Origin of the sequence: Rhizobium mongolense subsp. loessense, assembly GCF_900099775.1 — a bacterium.
Taxonomy (GTDB): Bacteria; Pseudomonadota; Alphaproteobacteria; order Rhizobiales; family Rhizobiaceae; genus Rhizobium; species Rhizobium loessense.
Map to the genome: position 1 here is coordinate 462,685 of NZ_FMTM01000002.1, position 19,572 is coordinate 482,256.

The 19,572-nt window shown below is 58.9% G+C and carries 16 protein-coding genes; 1 reads left to right on the plus strand and 15 read right to left on the minus strand.

The window, feature by feature from the left end; genetic code table 11:
• The first annotated feature begins 8 nt into the window (after positions 1-8).
• Positions 9-1,055 carry a Gfo/Idh/MocA family protein gene (locus tag BLP23_RS09840; RefSeq protein ID WP_092584688.1) on the plus strand — a complete coding sequence of 349 codons (1,047 nt, stop codon included), beginning with the start codon at positions 9-11 and terminating at the stop codon, positions 1,053-1,055.
• 19 nt (positions 1,056-1,074) lie between these two features.
• Here BLP23_RS09840 and BLP23_RS09845 read toward each other — a convergent pair whose 3' ends face one another.
• The 15 genes from BLP23_RS09845 to BLP23_RS09915 form a co-directional block, all read right to left on the minus strand.
• A complete protein-coding gene (locus tag BLP23_RS09845; RefSeq protein ID WP_092584689.1) occupies positions 1,075-1,917 on the minus strand; it encodes a MurR/RpiR family transcriptional regulator in 843 nt (280 codons plus the stop codon).
• A 73-nt stretch (positions 1,918-1,990) separates the two neighbouring features.
• The gene (locus BLP23_RS09850; RefSeq protein WP_092584690.1) at positions 1,991-2,380 is read right to left on the minus strand and encodes a tautomerase family protein; all 390 of its coding nucleotides are present in this window, start codon (positions 2,378-2,380) and stop codon (positions 1,991-1,993) included.
• A 48-nt stretch (positions 2,381-2,428) separates the two neighbouring features.
• The gene (iolB, locus tag BLP23_RS09855) at positions 2,429-3,238 is read right to left on the minus strand and encodes a 5-deoxy-glucuronate isomerase (RefSeq protein ID WP_092584691.1); all 810 of its coding nucleotides are present in this window, start codon (positions 3,236-3,238) and stop codon (positions 2,429-2,431) included.
• Between the two features lie 12 nt (positions 3,239-3,250).
• Complete coding sequence (gene iolE, locus BLP23_RS09860; protein ID WP_092584692.1) at positions 3,251-4,168, minus strand: myo-inosose-2 dehydratase; 918 nt, start codon at positions 4,166-4,168, stop codon at positions 3,251-3,253.
• Positions 4,169-4,199: 31 nt separating this feature from the next.
• Positions 4,200-6,035 (minus strand): 3D-(3,5/4)-trihydroxycyclohexane-1,2-dione acylhydrolase (decyclizing), encoded by a 1,836-nt coding sequence (gene iolD, locus BLP23_RS09865; protein WP_092584693.1) that lies wholly within the window; start codon positions 6,033-6,035, stop codon positions 4,200-4,202.
• Position 6,036: 1 nt separating this feature from the next.
• Positions 6,037-7,974 carry a bifunctional 5-dehydro-2-deoxygluconokinase/5-dehydro-2-deoxyphosphogluconate aldolase gene (locus BLP23_RS09870; protein WP_092584694.1) on the minus strand — a complete coding sequence of 646 codons (1,938 nt, stop codon included), beginning with the start codon at positions 7,972-7,974 and terminating at the stop codon, positions 6,037-6,039.
• A 79-nt stretch (positions 7,975-8,053) separates the two neighbouring features.
• Positions 8,054-8,839, minus strand: a complete 786-nt coding sequence (locus BLP23_RS09875) for a TIM barrel protein (protein WP_092584695.1) — start codon at positions 8,837-8,839, stop codon at positions 8,054-8,056.
• An 8-nt stretch (positions 8,840-8,847) separates the two neighbouring features.
• Positions 8,848-9,858, minus strand: coding sequence for a Gfo/Idh/MocA family protein (locus tag BLP23_RS09880; RefSeq protein ID WP_092584696.1), 1,011 nt, complete (start codon positions 9,856-9,858; stop codon positions 8,848-8,850).
• Between the two features lie 10 nt (positions 9,859-9,868).
• Positions 9,869-10,768 (minus strand): sugar phosphate isomerase/epimerase family protein, encoded by a 900-nt coding sequence (locus BLP23_RS09885; protein WP_092584697.1) that lies wholly within the window; start codon positions 10,766-10,768, stop codon positions 9,869-9,871.
• Positions 10,769-10,861: 93 nt separating this feature from the next.
• The gene (locus tag BLP23_RS09890; protein ID WP_092584698.1) at positions 10,862-11,785 is read right to left on the minus strand and encodes a sugar ABC transporter substrate-binding protein; all 924 of its coding nucleotides are present in this window, start codon (positions 11,783-11,785) and stop codon (positions 10,862-10,864) included.
• 57 nt (positions 11,786-11,842) lie between these two features.
• A complete protein-coding gene (locus tag BLP23_RS09895; protein WP_092584699.1) occupies positions 11,843-12,865 on the minus strand; it encodes an ABC transporter permease in 1,023 nt (340 codons plus the stop codon).
• 25 nt (positions 12,866-12,890) lie between these two features.
• Entirely contained in the window at positions 12,891-14,429 is a 1,539-nt protein-coding gene (locus tag BLP23_RS09900; RefSeq protein ID WP_092584700.1) for a sugar ABC transporter ATP-binding protein, read from the minus strand.
• A 68-nt stretch (positions 14,430-14,497) separates the two neighbouring features.
• The gene (locus BLP23_RS09905) at positions 14,498-15,439 is read right to left on the minus strand and encodes a sugar ABC transporter substrate-binding protein (RefSeq protein ID WP_092584701.1); all 942 of its coding nucleotides are present in this window, start codon (positions 15,437-15,439) and stop codon (positions 14,498-14,500) included.
• A 259-nt stretch (positions 15,440-15,698) separates the two neighbouring features.
• Positions 15,699-16,727, minus strand: a complete 1,029-nt coding sequence (locus BLP23_RS09910; protein WP_092584702.1) for a LacI family DNA-binding transcriptional regulator — start codon at positions 16,725-16,727, stop codon at positions 15,699-15,701.
• A gap of 247 nt (positions 16,728-16,974) precedes the next feature.
• Positions 16,975-19,512, minus strand: coding sequence for a methyl-accepting chemotaxis protein (locus tag BLP23_RS09915; protein ID WP_092584703.1), 2,538 nt, complete (start codon positions 19,510-19,512; stop codon positions 16,975-16,977).
• Positions 19,513-19,572: the final 60 nt, after the last annotated feature.

Sequence of the window (19,572 nt, forward strand, 5' to 3'; positions counted from 1 at the left end):
AAAAAGACATGTCGTTTCCGCAAACCCTGCCCGCCGCGCGGACCCTGTCCGCCATGGACGCCCCGCCGCTTCGCTGGGGCATTCTCGGCTCCGGCTGGATCGCCGCCAAGTTCACGGAATCGGTCACGGCTCATACGCGGCAGGATATTGCCGCCGTCGGTTCGCGATCGCGCGCCGCGGCGGATGCATTTGCCGCGCAGTGGGGGATCGCACGGGCCTATGACAGCTACGAGGCGCTCGTCACCGCCGACGATCTTGACGTCATCTATGTAGCGACGCCGCACAATCTGCATCACGCACATGTGCTGTTGGCGATCGAGGCGGGGAAACATGTGCTCGTCGAGAAGCCTATGGCACTCAACTGCGCACAGGCCGAAGGCATGGTCGAAGCCGCCCGCCGCAAAGGGGTTTTCTTCGCAGAAGCACTGTGGACCTATTTCCTGCCGAAATTCGATGTGCTGGAACAGCTGCTGGATGCTGGAGCAATCGGAGACATCCTGTCTGTTTACACCGAGTACGGCGAATATCTGCCGCGCAATCACCGGATTTTCGACGCGCGCCTTGCCGGCGGACCACTTCTTGACCTCGGCACCTATCCGGTCTCGCTGCTGGCAAAACTTCTTGGCGTACCAAAGAAGGTCGTAGGCATCGGACAGGCCGATTCCGCCGGCGTCAACGGGCAGCTGTCGGTCGTTCTCGCCAACGCCAGAGGAGCGCTCGGCACGATGTCGACCACGCTCTACGGCTTCACCCCGACGAACGCTGCCATCCTCGGAACCAGTGGGTCGATCCGGTTCAACACGGAATTCCACCTGCCTGGCTCCTTCGAAGTCTGGTCATTGGATGGATCCACCCGGCTCCAATATGACGAGCCCAGGGGTGCGCATTTCGAGGGCCTCTACTATGAAGCTGCGGCCGTCGCATGGGCGATTTCGGAAGGACAACTGGAAAGCGTCTGCCGGCCGCTTGATGCATCGCTTGGGACGATGGAAACACTCGACGCGATCCGCAATGCTGTCGGTATAAGCTTCACCGAAGCGGGGCTGAGCGAATAAAACACAACGAAGCGACGGGTCATACAGTGTTCGCTGCGTTCTGTCGGGTCTGTCGCGTGCAGATTGCCAAGGCTTCGCTGAGCGCGATCCCAGCCGTGGCCAGTAAAAGCCCATCATGGCGAGACTCGATCACCCTGAACCTGACCGACGCGAGTTCCGACAATGGCGAAAAGTTGGAGTCCGTCAGAGCAATGACGGGAACTCTTCGATCCGATAGGTTTGAGGCATGTGCCGTCGTTTCCTCAGCATAGGGCGCGCAACTGATGATGACTGCCGCATCGTCCGGCGTTGCAAATGCGAGCACATCGTCGCCGCCGACAATGTCGGTCAGCAAGGTCGAACGAATTCTCAATCGGGTCAGGCAATGTTGAAGCAAGGCAGCCATCGGAAAAGTGCCGTTCCCCGCAAGGATGAACACGCAGTTGGCTGAGGAAAGAATTTCCGCTGCAGCTTTGATATCAGCCACGCGGATTGATTTGGATAATGTTTCGAGCGAATGATGACAGGCCTCTATCGTGTCATAGAACACCTGCGCTTCGCGTGCGACACCTTCCCGTCCTGATCGGCGGCTTCCGCTTCTTTCGCCTGGCGCGATCTTTGCGCGGACAGCCTCTCGAAAAATCGCTTGTAGTGTGCTGAAGCCGTCATAACCGAGGAACTGGGCGAAACGTATCAGGGTTGAAGGCGTTACCTGCGCAGCAGTTGCAATGGAGGCGATCGAGCCCAACGCAACCTCATCAGGATTATCGAGAACATGGCGCGCAACTTGGGCAAGACGCTTCGGAAACAGCGCGTGCTTGGCATTGATTAGGGACCGCAATTCTTCGAAATCTTCTGGCGGCCGTCGGTATTCGCTGCTCATTCGATCCCCCAAACAAACATTCGGTTCGCTTCGATGATGCCTGACGGTGCGTAGGCGGATCCTTCAAAAGTCTTCATAATTCGCCGGTGACGAACTGCGCTACTCCCGCGCCAAAGGACCAATCTTCATCGGTATTTTCCACGAACGACACCATGATGTCAGAGGCAGAAATCCCGCATTTTTCCTCGAGTTGCGCGGCCAAGCCTTGGTAGAAGGAAAGCTTTTCCGTCCTGGAGCGAGGCCGCGAGACGACTTCGACAAGGACGAAATTCTGCGTTCGCTCAAACCCAAGGCCAGTATCCAGAGCACGAAAATGCGAAGCCTCGTGTTCGAAGACCCATTGATAGCGGTCACGTTCTGGCACACTGAAGGCGGCCAGCATCACCTCATGCACCGTATCGAGTAGCAGCCCGACTTCGGCTTCGGAGCGGCCTTTTTGTATGTGAAGCTTGATGAGGGGCAAGGGAGATCCTATTGACGAGCGCCCCTTGAGGCACTGCGGGTTATTTACCTAGCGTGCATCACGATCGATGATCCATTGGACCGCCGGATCAGAAACGAAGCGCCAATTGCGCAAAGGGCCCGCCATGACGTTGAGGTAATACATTTCAAACCCGTAGGGCGCGCCGCAGGGGTGATGACCGCGAGGGACGAGCACCACGTCGTGGTTTTTCACCGCGATCGTCTCGTCAAGCGAGCCGTCATCGGTGTAGACCCGTTGCACGCCAAAACCCTGCTCCGGATTGAGCCGGTGATAGTAGGTTTCTTCGAGATAAGTGATCCGCGGGAAGTCGTCCTCGTCGTGACGGTGGCTCGGATAGGAAGACCAGTTCCCGGCCGGCGTGAAGACCTCCGTCACCAGCAGGCTGTCGCAATAGTCCTCGGCCTCCATCGCGATGTTGTTGATGAAACGCTGGTTGGCGCCCACCCCACGCGGCGTAAGCTGGATGCCGTCCGGGCCAATGCGTCGTGCCTTGTGGCCACCCTTGCCGGGGGCAAGGCAGACTCCGAGCGTGCAATCGGTCGTGGCGCGCGCTTCCCACTGCTCGCCATTCGGCACGTAGAGGCAATGGGGCGGGGTCTTCGCGAAGACATTCATGCGTTCGCCCAGTTCACCCCAGTCCTTGCCGGCCGCGGTGAAGCGGGCCTTGCCCTCGACCATGACCACGACCGCTTCCATGCCGCCGGTCGCCTCGCCGACGGTTTCGCCTTCCCGCAGGCGGTAGAGGCTGAAGCCGACATAGCGCCAGCCCGCCGATTGCGGGGTAATCTCGTGAACCTTGCCATGACTGCCGAACGGTCGGCGCAGGAGAATGCTCATTGCGCTTTTTCCTTATCCGGCTGCTCGGGCGGCGGACTTGTCCAGTCCAACGTCACGGGCGATCGACTTCAACGCCTTCAGGCCCATGTTCTGGTAGTGAAAGGGCTCGCGAACCGCGCTGTCCTGCTCGGCCTCGATCACCAGCCAGCCCGAATAGTCATGGTCGGCCGCAACCTTCAGCACCGGCGCGAAATCGACGCAGCCTTCCGGATCGCCAGGAACCGTGAACACGCCCCGGCGCACGCCTTCGAGGAAGGAGAGGTTTTCGGAACGGACCTGCTTCATGATTTCCGGACGGATGTTCTTTGCATGGATATGCGTCACGCGGCCCATGTATTTCTTCGCCACTTCCTCCGGGTTCGCCCCACCGAAGGTGCAATGGCCGGTGTCGAGCAGAAGACGGGTGTAGGGGCCAGCCATCGTCATGAAACGGTCGATGTCGGCAGCGCTCTCGATGATCGTGCCCATGTGATGGTGATAGCCCATCTTGACGCCCTGATCGGCAGCATACTTGGAAAGCGCCTCATAGCCTTCGGAGAAGCGCTTCCACTGTTCGTCGTTCATGACCGGGCGGTCGTTGACCGGCGTTCCGTCGCTGCCGTGAACGGTGTTGGAGCATTCGCAGGCATTGATGTGGTCGCCGCCGGCAGCCTTCGTCATGTCGATGAACTTCTGCAGCGCCGCCTTCTCGGTGATGATGTCATTCACCAGAAGGTTAGTGGAATGCCAGCCGCCAACGAAGCGCAGGGCGAACTCGCCGAGCTTGGCCTTCAGCGCGCCGCCCTCGTCGGGCATCTTGTGGCCCTTCTCGATGCCGTCGAACCCGATCTTGCGGCAATCCGACAGGCAATCCTCCAGCGTCAGATGCGCGCCGATCGTCTGGTCGTCGTCGTTGGACCAGGCAATGGGGTTTGTTCCGTAAAATATCATGGTTCGGTCCTTCCAGGCATTGTCGCGAGGGTTAGTTGATGCGTTGGCGGGCCACGTTCGCCTCATAGTGCGCGCGGGCCTTCTTGAGCTTTTCGGTCGAGCCGACTTCCGGCACGGCGACATCCCACCAGGCGCCGCCGATACCGGCTCCGGTTTCCGCTTCCGTATCTATGACGATCACCGTGGGAATGTCCCGGCTGCGCGCCAAGACGATCTCGGTTTCGAGCTGCGCGATGTCGGCGGCCTTGACGGCATATGCGCCCATCGAGGTCGCATGCGCGACGAAGTCGATCTCCGGCTGGGTCTCGACATTGCAGTCCTTGTACATGTTATTGAACTCAGCACCGCCGCATTCCTGCTGCAGACGGTTGATGCAGCCATAGCCGCGATTGTCCGTCAGCACGATGGTGAAGGGCACGCGCAGCATGACGGCCGTCGCGAGCTCGGAATTTGCCATCATGTAGCTGCCGTCGCCGACGAAGCACACGACTTCCTTTTCCGGTGCCGCGAGCTTGATGCCGAAAGCGCCGGCGACCTCGTATCCCATGCAGGAATAGCCGTATTCCATGTGATAGCCGCCGGCGGCCGCCCGCCACAGCACCTGTAGGGCGCCGGGCATGGTGCCGGCAGCGCACATGGCAACCGTCTTTGGACCCGCAATACGCTGCACCGCGCCAATGACCTGGGCATCGGACGGCCGGAAGTTCGGCTTCGGCGTTCCGGGGGCCGCTGTGACGGTATCGGTCGCCTTGAACCAGGCCTCGCGCGCGGCGAAATCCGGATCGGCGAAACGGTGCGAACCGAGCGCAGTGGAAATGCGCCCCAGCGCCACCTTGGCGTCGGAGACCAGCGGGATGGCGCCGCGCTTGGCCGCGTCGTAGCCGGCGAGGTTGATCGAGACGAGCTTGCGGCTCGGATTGCTGAAGATCGCCCAGCTGCCGGTCGTGAAGTCCTGGAAGCGGGTGCCGACGCCAAGGATCAGGTCGGCTTTGGCGGCGATCTTGTTGCCACAATCGGTGCCGGTGACGCCCGGCGAGCCGAAGTTGAGCCTTTCTTGCCAGTCGATTGCACCCTTGCCGGCCTGCGTCTCGACGATCGGTATATTGTGCGCCTTGGCGAAGGCGAGCAGATCGGCTTCCGCGCCGGAATACAGCACGCCGCCACCTGCGACGATGACCGGGTGTGAAGAGGCCTTTAGCACTGCGACGACATCGTCGACTTCGCGCGGATCAGGTTCTGGACGACGGATGCGCCACGTCTTCGGCTCAAAGAAGCTTTCCGGCCAGTCGTAAGCCTCGGCCTGCACGTCCTGACAAAATGCAAGTGTGACCGGGCCGCAATTTGCGGGATCGGTCATCACTTGCATCGCGCGAGGCAGGACGGTCAGCAGATGCTCGGGACGGGTGATGCGGTCGAAATAGCGGCTGACCGGACGGAAGCAGTCCGTCACGGTGACAGTGCCGTCATCGAAATCCTCGATCTGCTGGAGAACCGGGTCAGGGCGACGGTTGGCGAAGACATCGCCGGGGATGAATAATACGGGCAGGCGGTTCACATGGGCGAGCGCTGCAGCCGTCACCATGTTCGTCGCACCCGGACCGATGGACGAGGTAATCGCCATAGCCTTGCGCCGGCGCTTGGTCTTGGCATAAGCGATCGCCGCATGGGCCATGGTCTGCTCGTTCTGGCCACGCCGGGTGGGCAGTTCATCGCCAATGCCATGCAGAGCCTCGCCAATTCCGGCGACGTTGCCGTGGCCGAAGATCGCCCAGACGCCTTCGATGAAGCGCTCCTGCTCCTCAGTCATCTGTACGGCCAGCCAGCGGAACATGGCCTGTGCTGCCGTAAGGCGAATGGTTCCCGTCATGTCACACCCTCCTGCGCGACGGTCCCGCCGCGTTATTGTCCTGGCTTGCGCTGCGCGCTTCGTCCCAGATTGTGCAGAGCCGCTGATAGCGGGTCTGCATATCCTCGATCGCCTCAGCATCCGTGATGGTGCCAGCAAGCCAGTCGCGTGCGGCCTGCGCGAAAATCGTGCGCCCGACCGCAAAGCCCTTCACCAGCGGGAAGCCTGCCGCAACCTTGAAGCTCGCGGCGAGTTCGGCCTCCGGCGCGTCGAGACCGAGCACCACGATGCCGCGCGTGTGCGGATCGTTTTCATTGATCGCAGCGCAAGCCTTTTCCCAGGCGGCACTGCTGGCCATCGGCTCAAGCTTCCACCAGTCCGGATAGATGCCGATCTCGTAGAACCGCCGGATCAGGGTTGCCGTCGTGTCGTCATCGACCGGGCCGACCTTGGACGGAATGATTTCGAGCAGGAATTCCAGCCGGTTGCGACGGGCCGCCGCGACCAGCCGCTTGATCGTCTCTTCCTGCGAAGCTCGCATCTCTGCACCGTCGTCGGGATGGCAGAAGCACAAGACCTTGACGACGTTTTCAAGTGCCCACTCGTCAAGTCCGCCGAAGTCGGGGCCAAGTTCGGGTTCCAGCGTCAGCGGACGCGAGCCCGGCCATTCGACCGGTCGGCCGACCCAAAGGCCCGTGCCTGACGCGGCGTGAAGTGCACGGCGGCCAAGGCGGTTGTCACAGAGGATGCCATAGCCCGGTCGGCCGCCCTGAACCTTAAGGGCCGCCTTCAGGCAGAGTTCTTTGAAACGGCCGATCTTTTCGGGCGTGGCACCTGCCATGGCCTCCAGCTGCATGCGGTGGTCGAAGGCGAAGACGCGCATGGTCGACCAGTCATTGTGGCGGTTGGTCGCCCAGTGGATCTGCTCGAGTTCCGCATCCTTGCGCAGCGCCTTGTCTTTGATGCCGCGCTTCAGGAAAAAGTCGAGCTCCTCCAACGACGGATAGGCCGGCGTGCAGCCATGGCGGCTGACGGCGAAGGCGCCGCAGGCGTTGGCATACTGAAGCGCGCGTGGCCAGGGCGCATCCTCCAGCCAGCCCTTGATGAGGCCTGACATGAAGCCATCGCCTGCGCCGAGAACGTTGAAAACCTCGATCGGATAGCCGGGGCCGCTTTCTCCCTCGTCGAGCGTATCCGGTATCGCACCGGCAAGGGCGACCGCGCCGGCCGCGCCGCGCTTGCAGACGAGCGTGGCGGTGGAGGCGGCACGCACGGCACGCAGAGCCTCGATGGTGTTCGTCGAGCCGCCGGCGATATGGAATTCCTCCTCCGTGCCGACGATCAGGTCGAAGAGACGCAGCGTCGATTGCAGTTTGGCGGTCACCTTGCCGGATTCGACGAAGCGGCTCTCGCCGTCGCCATGGCCTGCCACGCCCCAGAGGTTCGGACGGTAATCTATGTCGAGCGCGGTCCGCGCGCCATGTTTGCGCGCGAGCTCCAGCGCCTTGAGCACGGCCTTTTCCGTGCGCGGATGGCTGAGATGGGTACCGGTCGCGACGACCGAGCGGGAGCGAGCGATCAGCGCCTCGTCGATATCGTCTTCGCAGAGCGCCATGTCGGCGCAGTTCTCGCGGTAGAAGATCAACGGAAAGCGGTCCTCGTCCCGGATGCCGAGGAGCACGAGAGCCGTTAGCCGCTCGGGGTCGGTCTTGACCCCGGTGACGTCGACGCCTTCGCGTGCAAGCTCCTCGCGAATGAATCGGCCCATGTGCTCGTCGCCGACGCGGGTGATCAGCGCCGAGCGCAGGCCGAGCCGGGCGGTGCCGGCAGCCATGTTGGTCGGCGAGCCGCCGATATATTTGTGGAACGACCCCATGTCTTCCAGCCGGCCGCCGATCTGTACCCCGTAAAGATCCACGGACGAGCGTCCGATCGTGATGACATCCAATGACTTGTTCATTTCTTCCTCCGGCACCGGGCTGCTTGCCTAACGTGCATGCTGCCTGCGCCGCTCGAGGCGCAGGCAGCGGGTTGTCGGCTCAGAGCTTGCCCGAGACGTAGCTGATGCTCTCGCGCACGGCGGTTTCCGGATCTGCCAGAACATGCACTTCCTCGGCAAATGGCTCGAAGCTGTAGGGGCCGTCGAAGCCTGCGGCGATGAGCGCCTTGATCTGCGGAATGTTCTCGAGCCGATCTTTGGCATCGACGAGCACGCGGTGGGCGTCGAGCATGTCGTCCACGGCGACATTCGGATCGACGACGCCGGAGATGTGGACCAGACCCGTCCTTTCCGGGAAGAACTCTGTCTCGCCGGCCAGGTGGTGATGGAAGGTATCGTGCACGAGTTTGTAGATGCCGCCTCCTTCAGCCGCGTCGATGGCGCGAAGCGCTTCCTTCTTGGTCCGCAGCGAGGAGATCGGAAAGCCGAGAGGTTCGACCAGGCCCGTCAGTCCGCGCTCCTCAAGGATGGGCTTCATGGCCTTCAGCGCCGCGACGAGATCATCGAATGACACTTTCGTGCCGTCGTTTAGCGGGCACATGACAAGCGCCTTGGCGCCGGAAGCGGCCGCATAGTCGGCGAGCGCCACAGCCTTCTTCGGTAAGTCACCCGACCAGACGTTGAACGGATAGAGCGCGTTGATCGAGATGATCGTGACGCCGGCGCTCGCTGCGGCCTCTTTGACGACTTCAGGCTTCACCGTCCCGACGATGTCGGGAAGATCGTTGCGGATCTCGACCTCCGTCAGACCGAGATTGCGAGCCGCCGCAAAGAAGTTTTCAAGCGACAGCTTGGGCGCGGTGATGTGGTTGATGGCAAAACGCATGGAGGACCTCAGTTGTAAAGCGCAGGGCGAGTGGGAAGATTGATCGCGACTGCGGCACCCTCTGCCTCCTGCGCGGCTACGCAGGCATCGGATGTGATTGCCGCCACATAACCGTCCCAGGAGTTCGGGCCAGCCGCCGTGCCTTTGGCAGCGGCATTGATGAAGTCCTGCAGTTCAACGTCGTAGCTGGCGATGAAGCGATCCTTCCAATCGGTGAGGATATCGTTTTGAAGCTTGGCGCCGAGACGCGTCTGGATCGCCATAGGCTCAGGCAGAGTGGCGACACCGTCTTCGCCGACGACCTCGCACTGAATGTCGTAGCCGTAGTGGCAGTTGACGAAGATTTCGACATCGATGATCGTTCCCTTGGCAGTCTCCAGAATGACAATCTGGGGATCCCTAAGCCTGACATGACTGCGCGCTGCCGAACGCGGAAACAGCACACGAGCGGAAACGTAGTCGTCGTCCAATAGCCAGCGCAGCACGTCGATTTCGTGGATCATCGTGTCGTGGATGGCCATCGGGGTTACATACTGCTCGGGGACGGCTGGGTTGCGATGGGCGGCATGAACCATGATCGGCGCACCGATCTTGGTATCCACGAACTGCTTCAAGGCGACATAACCCGCATCATATCTGCGCATGAAACCGACCTGTACAAGTCGTTTGCCGTGCGCAACTTCGGCATCGACGATGCGCTTGGCGCCATCGGCGGTCGTCGCCAGCGGCTTTTCGCAGAAGCATGGCTTACCGGCAGCGATCGCCGCCAGGACATATTGTTCGTGAGTGGCACCCCAAGACGTGACAAGCACAGCGTCAACATCGGGCGAGGAAATCAGTTCCTCCCCGGTGGTGAAAATTGCAGCATCAGGCGCAATGTCGCTTTTCACGGCTTCGGCCGAGGCGCGGTTCACGTCGCTCAACGCGACGACTGTCGCCCCGCCAAGAACCTGATTGATACGGCGTGCATGGTCTCGGCCGATTGCACCGGTGCCGATGACACCTATTCTAACAGTCATTTGGAAAGCCTCACTTTCGGTACTTTTTGATGTAATTGTTCATTTCGCTACACATGAACCGCCCGGACTCGTCCGCCTTGTCCTCCCAGGCGAAGACGCAGGAGGTCATAATACCGTCAAAGCCGATATCGGCGAGCGTGCCGAAGAAGTCGTCCCAGGGAACCTCGCCTTGGCCGATATTGAGATGTTGGTGAACACGCGCTTGGGTACCCGGCGGGTTGAGAATATAGCGCAGACCCGAAGACGCTTTGTGATTGAATGTATCGCCCACATGAACGTGCGCGAGAACGTCCTTTGCCTCGCGCAGCATCGCCTTGGTATCATCGCCAAAGTAAAAGGTGTGCGGGGCGCAATAGAGGAACTTGACGTTCTTCGAATTCACCGTGCGGATGATGTCGAGCGCGGGCTGCAAGGTTTCGCACCAATCTTCGGGATGCGGCTCGACGTGTAAATTGATGTTCTCACGTTCGAAGATCGGTACAAGTTCCTCCATCGAGCGCCACCATGCGTCTTCACAGGCCTCGATCATCGACCCGGTGTGGCAGCAGTAGCACGAGCCCTTGTCGGGGTGCGGACCACGCCCGAATTCCGAGTTCATCGTATCGACTTCCATCTCCACCGCGATTTCGATGGCCCGCTTCCAGTGACGCACAGCGGCCTGACGCTCAGTCTCGTCATTCGAGGCCCAGCGATACATCGGCAAGAGTGAGGCGATCTTCACGTCCTCGGCGGCCAGCGCCTTCTTGAAGGTTTTGATACGCTCAGGGAAAACCCGTGGAGCCTTGAACCACTCCAGAAAATCGGCGCGGGGGCTAAGTTCAATCCATTCATAGCCGAGCTCACGGACCTTCCGCGGCAGCTCTTCGAGGCTGAGATGACGATGCATAAACGGGTCAAGGGCGATACGCATATGTTGGTTCCTTCGTGGTTTAGCGACATGCCTTAGAAGGCGTCGATTGGTGGGGCCGCGGGATCCGGGAGGAGATCGACCGCGGCCCGGCCGTCATTTTTGGTAGGCGGCCATGTTGTCGGGGGTGACGAGTTCGAACGGTACCCAAAGGGTGCGCTCGCTGGCCTGCTTTCCTGCCAACTTGACAGCCGTCTGGACTGCGGCTTCGCCTTGCTTTGTTGCGTTCTGGAAAACCGTCGCGTCGATGTCTCCGGCCTTCATGGCGGCCAGTCCATCTGGTGTAGCATCGATGCCGGTGATGACAACGTCGTTCATCGCGACGCCGGCCGCCTTCAAAGCCTGAGCCGCGCCAATGGCCATCTCGTCATTATTGGCAACCACCGCATCGAACTTCAGCCCAGCCGTCAGCCAGGAAGACACGATATCCTGCGCCTGGGTCCTGTTCCAGTTCGCTGTCTGCTTTTCGACGATATCGATCCGGCAATCGGGTTGAGAAAAGACGGCCTCGACATCCTTTGTGCGCACAAGGGCTGCATGGTTTTCAAGCGGCCCCATCAGAATGACGGCGCGACCCTTGCCGCCCAGTAGCTCGCAGGCGGCTTTCGCTTCCATCGTGCCGGAATCGAGTTCATTGGAACCGACAAAGGCTGTGCCTTCCGGCAATCCCGAAGCGAGTTCGGCCGGCGGATGGTTGACGTAGACGAGCGGGATCTTTGCATCAGCTGCCACCCGTGTGATCGCGGCCGTCGAGTCGCCGTCAACGGCATTCACGATGATTGCATCAACACCGTTGGCAATGAAGTTTTGGATTTGGTTGAGCTGTTTCGCAGGATCGAGTTGAGCGTCCTCTGTCAGGAGTTCGACATTTTTCTCCCGTTTTGCTTCATCGCGGATTCCGTTCAGCAGAATCGTCAGAAATGGGTTATCGAACGACGTCATTGTCACCGCCACGCGCGTACCAGCAAAGGCCGGCGCGGCTAGAAGGCAAAGCGCGGTCGTTATGAGCAGCTTCTTCATTTCGGGTCGTCCTATCTTCGCCTGTCGAAGACAGAGGGCGGCAGGGCCGCCCATCCGTCAGCTCTTCTTGATACGCTTGCGTTGGCGATAGACGTCGGCGACGACAGCCGCCACAATGATCGCGCCCTTCAGCATTTCCTGGTAATAAGCGTCCAGCCGCAGGAAGGTGAAACCGGAGATAATCACGCCGAAGATCACCATTCCGATCATCGTGCCAATGACCGATCCGCGGCCGCCGGAGAGCGAAACGCCGCCAATGACAGCCATTGCAATCGCATCAAGCTCGTACATAGAGCCCATGCCGGCCTGCGCGGTCAGACCTCGGGCAGCGACGACAATACCAGCAAGGCCAGACAACAAGCCGGCTACGGCATAAATCTTGACGGTGTGACGCTCGACATTGATACCCGACACCCGCGCCGCCTGGGGATTGGCGCCGACGGCATAGGTGAACTTGCCGTAGCGAGTATAGCGCAGAACGATGTGCAGGATCGCTGCGACCGCTAGGAAGATAAAGATGGGGGCCAAACCTTTTCCGAGTGCAGCGAAACTGTCGGTCGGAAAGCTGATCGGCTGCCCCTTCGTGTACCACTTGGCAAAGCCTCGAGCCGTGACCATCATACCCAGGGTGGCGATGAAGGGGGGGATTTTCGTGTACGCTATCAAAAGGCCGTTGATCGCGCCACAGAGCAGACCGACGACCAAGCCCACCGCAACCGGCAGGATTACCGGCAGATCAGTCAAGTGGGGGTAGACTGCTCGATCATACGTGCCGACCTGCGCCAGGCTCATGGATATCATGGCAGTCGCACCGACGATCGAGCCGGAACTCAGGTCGATCCCGCCAGAGATAATGACCTGGGTCACACCGATCGCGATAATGCCCACGACCGATACCTGGAGAATCATAATCGAGAGGCGTTGAGTATTGGCAAGGAAGCTCTGGCCTTGCAGGATCCAGCCCAGAATCTCGAATGTCAGCGAGATGCCGACAAGAATCAGCAGGATGCTCAGTTCCGCCGGCACGCGTCGCCGGGGTTGGGTGGCCTGCAATGCCGATTGTGATGTCGCGTTCGTCATAAGATCTTTCCTCCCGTAATGAACACTAGCGTGCTGCGAGGTTCATTATCTTCACTTGAGTTGCCTCGGCGCGATCAAGAAATCCCGAAACATGCCCTTCATGCATGACCATGATCCGGTCGCTCATCCCGAGGACCTCCGGCAATTCAGATGAGATCATCAGGACCGCCACACCTTCGGCGGCAAGGGCCGTTATCAGGCGATGAATCTCCGCTTTGGCGCCGACATCGATGCCGCGAGTTGGCTCGTCGAGGATCAGAATCCGCGGTTTGGTCAGAAGCCAGCGTGCGATCAAGAGTTTCTGCTGGTTTCCGCCCGAAAGATTCTCGACGGTCTCCTGGAGGTTCGGCGTCTTGACGCGAAGCTTGGCGGCCATTTCCTCCGAGAGTCGTGTCACTGTTGCTTGATCGACGAAGCCGGCTTTGACGTGCGACCGCGTGATCAGCGCGGATTGAATGTTTTCAAGGCAATTCAGTATCAGGAAGCAGCCCGTTTCCTTTCGATCCTCGGTCAGAAAGGCCATACCATGGGCCATGGCCGCGCTCGGACTGTCGATCTTTACCGGCGTGCCATCGATCACGATCTCGCCTGACGCTGCCGGTTGAACACCAAACAGCGCTTCAGCGACGTTGGAGCGCTTCGAGCCCACGAGACCCGCAAGGCCGAGGATCTCCCCTCGCCGGACCAAAAACGATATGTCATGGAAGACGCCGGGAATCGTCAAATTCCGAACATCAAGAGCGACATCGCCGATCGGGCAGTCGATCTTGGGAAACATGTTGGTGATCTCGCGCCCGACCATCATGCGGATGATGTCGTCGCGCGTCACATCCTTTGAGGAATGTGTCCCGACATATTTCCCGTCGCGAAATACGGTAAATTCGTCGGCGATCTCAAAGAGTTCATTCATTTTATGGGTAATGTAGACGATGCCTATGCCGCGCGAGCGGAGGTCACGTATGATCGTAAAGAGATGCTCAACTTCACGATCTGTCAGCGCCGATGTCGGCTCGTCCATGATGAGGACAGAGGATTCGTAGCTGACTGCGCGCGCAATCTCGACCATCTGTTTTTGAGCTACCGTCAATTCGGACACTTGAGCTCGTGGATCGAGTACGATGTTCAGGCGAGCAAAAAGCTCCTCCGTCATCGTCACCATCTTGGAATGGTCGATGAGTCCAAGGCGGTTCTTGGGCTCGCGTCTGATCCAGATGTTCTCCGCCACTGTCATCCAGTTCATCAACTGGAGCTCCTGGTGGATCATCGCGATCCCTTGCTCCAGCGCGTCAAGCGGTGACTTCAGCACTGTCGGGACACCGCGAAGACGTATTTCACCAGCGTCTGGCTGGTATATCCCGGCGATGATTTTCATGAGCGTCGACTTGCCAGCACCGTTTTCGCCCATCAATGCATGGACAGTTCCAGGTCTGACGCGAAGCTGCACGTTGTCGAGCGCCAGAACACCCGGGAACTCTTTGCGAATACCCTCGATTGCAAGCAGGCCGTCGGCTTCCGTGGCCTCGAGTACGCGCTTGATAGCTGCCGCTGTGGTGGGACTTACCATGGCCTATCCTCCATCGCTCGGAAATCGAAAGAGGCGGCTATCCGCCTCCTTCGACGCTAAGATCTGTGTTAGTTCTTGGCCTGGTAGTCTTTGAGATTTGCCGGCGTAACGAGTTCGAACGGCACATAGCCCTTCTTTTCGACCGTCTCGCCGCGCGCAACCTTCAGGGCCGCATCTACCGCGCCCTTTCCCTGCCCCGCAGCGTTCTGGAAGACGGTGACATCGAGGTCGCCAGCGGCCATGGCCGAAAGCGCGTCTTGAGTGGCGTCCACCCCGGAGACAATCACGTCTTTCATGTCTTTTCCGGCAGCTTTCAGCGACTGGATCGCGCCAATTGCCATCTCATCGTTGTTGGCAATGACAGCGTCAAACTCCACGCCGGCAGATAGCCAGTTGGTCATCAGGTCGGCGCCCTGTGTACGCGACCAGTTGGCGGTCTGCTCCTCGACGATCTTGATGAAACTGCACTCGGGTGTCGCAATCACGTCCTTGATGTCCTGCGTGCGCATGCGGGCGGCCTGGTTGGAGAGCTCGCCCATCATGACGACGGCTTTCGCCTCTGTCTTCCCAGCCTCCTTCAGAAGGCGGCAAACTTCCTTGGTTTCGAGCGTTCCGGACTCTTTTTCGTCGGAAGCCACGAAGGCCTGCTTTTCGGGAAGCTGGTCCACGTTGACTGGCTGACGGTTGACATAAATCAAAGGAATACCTGCCGCATCGGCAGCCTGCGAGAGCGCAACGGTCGCATCCGTATCAACTGGATTGACGATAATGGCGTCGACGCCGGAGGCGACAAAGTTCTGGACCTGGCTCAGCTGCTTGCCAACGTCGTTTTGCGCATCCTCGATCTGAAGTGTAACGCCGTCCTGGGTCTTGGCGTATTCGGTCATGCCGTTTCGAAGAACCGTGAGAAAATTATCGTCGAAGAGCGCCATCGAGACGCCGATCGTCTCGGCCGAGGCGGTCGTCGCCAACATGCTGGCGAAAGCTGCAATAATCAGGTGCTTTTTCATTTCATTCTCCTCCAGAGGTTATCGCGGGGCCAAAAGCCCCAGGTCAGTCATTTGGCAACAACAATTCGCTGACGAAGATCCATGATCTCCATCATCGGTTGGTCAGGATTTGAGTTATCCCGGTGGGGCAGCCTCCTGTCTCCACCACCCGGCAGGACAATTTCCTAGTGGAGGGCCGTCGTCAACGTCTCTTGACGGCTACCGGCTATCAGCGCTGATAGAAACAATGCAGTCGCGCATGATAGAATCCATCAAACCATCACAGACTCTCAGGCACCCAAAGCTGTGCTGGGAGGAAGCGTTGTCCCGGCGTCTCTGCCATGCCGTGTTCGATCGTATGAATCATGGTGGCGACGAGGTCCGCGCATAATTCACGCAGGGGCGTCTGAAATACGCCGGTGATGCGCCGCTCAAGCAGCGCCTGTCGTGATTCCGGCGTCAGTTCATTGACGAGGCAGCCGATCTTTTCGCCTTTGTTCGTCTCCTGCAAGGCTTCGATTGCGCCTTCCATCCCGCCCCCGATGCAGTAAACACCCACCAGGTCATCATGGCGAGAAACGGCATCCATCAGCAATTCATACGTCAAGCGCCGGGTTTCAAGGTTGATAAGTGCATCCAGCACCTCGAACTGCGGAGCGTATTCCCGCATATAACTGCGAAATCCAGTCTCGCGTAGCGAATGCCCGTGAAATCGGTGACCACCTAGAAGCAGGAGCAGTTTTCCGGGCGAATGCGAAACCTTGGACAGGAGCCATGCGGCGGTACGCCCCACTTTCATGTTGTTCGTGCCGAGATATGCCTCCCGCACGCCCTGGGCAAAGTCGGAAAGCAGCGAAAAGGTGGGAATACCCTTCGATTTGAGCGCGCTGACCGCCGATGTGACGTCATGATGGTCGGGTCCGATGGCGCCGACTGCCTGTACCTTTCCCTTCATCCCGAGCAGCAGCTCTGAAATCTCACCGGGCTCGCCGGACTTTGCAAACTGAACATGCACTTGAAGACGCCGGTCCTTGACCGCACTTGCGGCGGCCTGCAGTTCTTCGGCAAATGCTTGATAGAACGCGTGGCGTTCTTTGCGCAGAACAACGCCCAGATTGTAGGAAGGCAAATCTGCCAGCATTCGCTGCCGAATTATATTTGTGCCGTGAAATCCGACCCGCTCGGCAGCAGAGAACACCCGTTTTGATGTTTCTTCGCGCACGGGGAGTCGGGCATTTAACACGCGATCGACTGTTGCAACGCTAACGCCGGCCGCTTCTGCGACGTCCGCAATCGTGGGACGCTTCATCGAGATCACCTCAGGGAAAGACAGGGTTTCTTCACAATGTGACATAGATTGTCATGCGGATTGAGAGAAACCAATCAGCAATGCAAAAAATATCTGTCCTTGTTCCAGCTGGTGGGCGATGTGGTCCCTTCGCTCACGATGCAAGTGGAGTTCGATGCGTCACGCCGCCTCGCCGCGGGCGTCAAGTCTAAAATCGCGAGGTCGCTGCAAGGTCATCGTTTGGACCGACGATCCGCCGATCACACAGCTACGCGGCATAATCCTCGTGGACACGGCCGTCGGCGGGATGGTCCGGCAACCGGAACTGACCAACGATCTCCATAAGAGTTTCGGCCTCGTCGGCAAGTTGCCGGGTCGCAGCGTTGGTTTCCTCGACCATAGCCGCATTGCGCTGCGTCATCTGGTCCATTTCGTTGACAGATGCATTTACTTCCGCAAGCGCGTTTGACTGATCACGGCTCGCAGTCGCAATCGTCGCCACCCTCTCGGCAACCGTAACGATGTTCAATGATATTTCGGAGAGCACCGATCCGGTTTGCTGAACCAGTTTTGCGCCTGACGAAACTTCCGCGCTCGACTTTTGAATGAGGTCCTTGATCTGATGTGCTGCCTCGGCTGAACGCTGCGCAAGTTCACGAACTTCCTGAGCGACGACGGCAAATCCTTTACCTGCCTCACCAGCCCGCGCAGCTTCAATGCCTGCATTAAGTGCAAGAAGATTGGTTTGGAAAGCGATCTCATCGATCACATCGATGATTTGGACAATCTGGTCGGAGGCATTTTCGATTCGGCCCATCGCGGCGATCGCGCTGCTGACAACCATGGACGAGGCATCAGCGCATCGCTGCGTTTCCGCCACGATATGATTGGCTTCTTCCGCTTGCGCCGCTGAAGATTTTACAGTCACGGTGACCTCGTCAACCGCAGCAGCGGTTTGTTCCAAGGAAGCTGCCTGTTGCTCAGTCCGCTTGGCCAGATGGTCAGCAGCAGAGCTCATCTCTGCGGCATTGCGCTGAATCATGTAGGTATTGTCACGCACCTGACGCACCGTCATCTGCAGGCGCTGAAGCGACTGATTGAAATCGGTTCTAAGTTGTTCCAGACGGCCGTCAAATGGCGTGTCGATCGCTTTCGAAATGTCCCCCTTTGCCAGACGTCCCAAGCCGGCCGCGAGAGCGGCGACTGCAAAGGCGATCTGCTCGTCAACTCGCTGCCTTTCGATCTCATTGCGACGACGTTCATCTTCCGCCTCAGCCCGCTGCACTTCGTTTTCGTGCTCTATCTCCCGTTTAGAGAGCGCATTTTGCTTGAACACGCCCAGCGCGCGCGCCATATCACCAATCTCGTCTACTCTGTTTTCTCCTGTGATGCGCGTGTCCAAAACGCCATTTGCAAGGCGTCGCATTGCGGCGGTGATCTGGCCAATCGGCCCTTTAAAAGTCAGTACGAGCCCAATTCCGGCAAAGATGGAGATCAATATTCCAATCGCTGTTGTCCCGATCGACAGGGAGTTTGCTTCGCGGCGATCCTCGCCAGCATTCTGCTTTTGACGTTCCGCGAACGTGGTAAGCTGCCGCCACACGGTATCCAATTCCGCGGCTGCTTCATCAAAGCTGACCTTGCGGTCCTTGCTCACCTTAACGAGATCTCCACTTGCTGCTTCGGTTGTCTCAAGCGCAGGCAACAGGTTTTTCTCGAGTTCGGCGTAGAACGGCAGGCCTTCGGCATTTCGCTTGAGCTTGACCATGTCCTTGCGCATTGATGCGAATTCCTGAGTCAGCCGCGTCCGGTTCTCGGCGGTAGGCAATAGCAGGAAGCGAGCCATCATGATCTGGATCGAATAGCCCGAGTTCATGAGCTGACGACCATCATTCAGAACCGCAATGGCCTTTTCAGCCGGCGCGTCGAGCTGACCGAATTTGACGGCGGCATCATTCATCTTTTGCTGTGCCGCAAGATTGAGGTCGACGTTGAGCGGTGTGAAGTTCCGCACTTTTTCGAAGATGGCAGTGAGTGCAATGTCCGACCTATCATTTCCGGCAATCAGCGCCTGAAGCTCGCCCAACATCCTTTCGATTGACTTTGCGGCGGGCCTGTTTGCCTCCGGCAGAGACATGGCTGTAACGCGAAGTCGCTTCTTCATGTCGGGCAGTGCCCTCGCAATGACTGCAAATTTTTCCTCCGCTTGGGTCGCCGCATCAAAAGCGGTCCGCATATCAGCCAAGAACGTCGCCATGCCGCGGATATACTCAGCCTCGCGCAATGTCCTTTTGGCCGCAGTGTCGTCATCTTGCACAGATCGCTGGACCTTTTTCAGGGCCTCGCTGATATTCGTCTGAGAAGTGACGACGACGCTTAGTCCTTTCTGGATGGTCCTTTTGAGGCTGGTTTCGGTCTCGTGCATTGACCATAGATCGTCAACGTAGCCGCCCGCCTTTGCGATCAGCGCTTCGGCGGTTTTCAACTCCGCATTGTCCTCGGTACCCTCTTTGGCCTGACCGAGCATTGTCCGTAAAACATTGCGCTGTTCGGCAACACGGCCTTTGACCTCGTTGCGTCCCTCCTCGGTGGATTCAGCCAGAAACCGGTTCATACTTGACGACAAGTCGCGGAAGCCGGTCAAAGACTGAAGCACACTGTTTGAAATCTCTATGCGACTCTGCAGGAGACCGGAGGCCCAAAGGCCCGTGAAACCGACAGCAGAAATACTGACTATGAAGGGCAATATAAACATCAGAACCTTCGTCTGAATATTAAAGCGAGACAAAAGCTGATCAACGAACATAACACACCCCATCAAGCGTCGGCTTGCCAAGCCGACACCGTTTTCGATTTAAAAGAAATG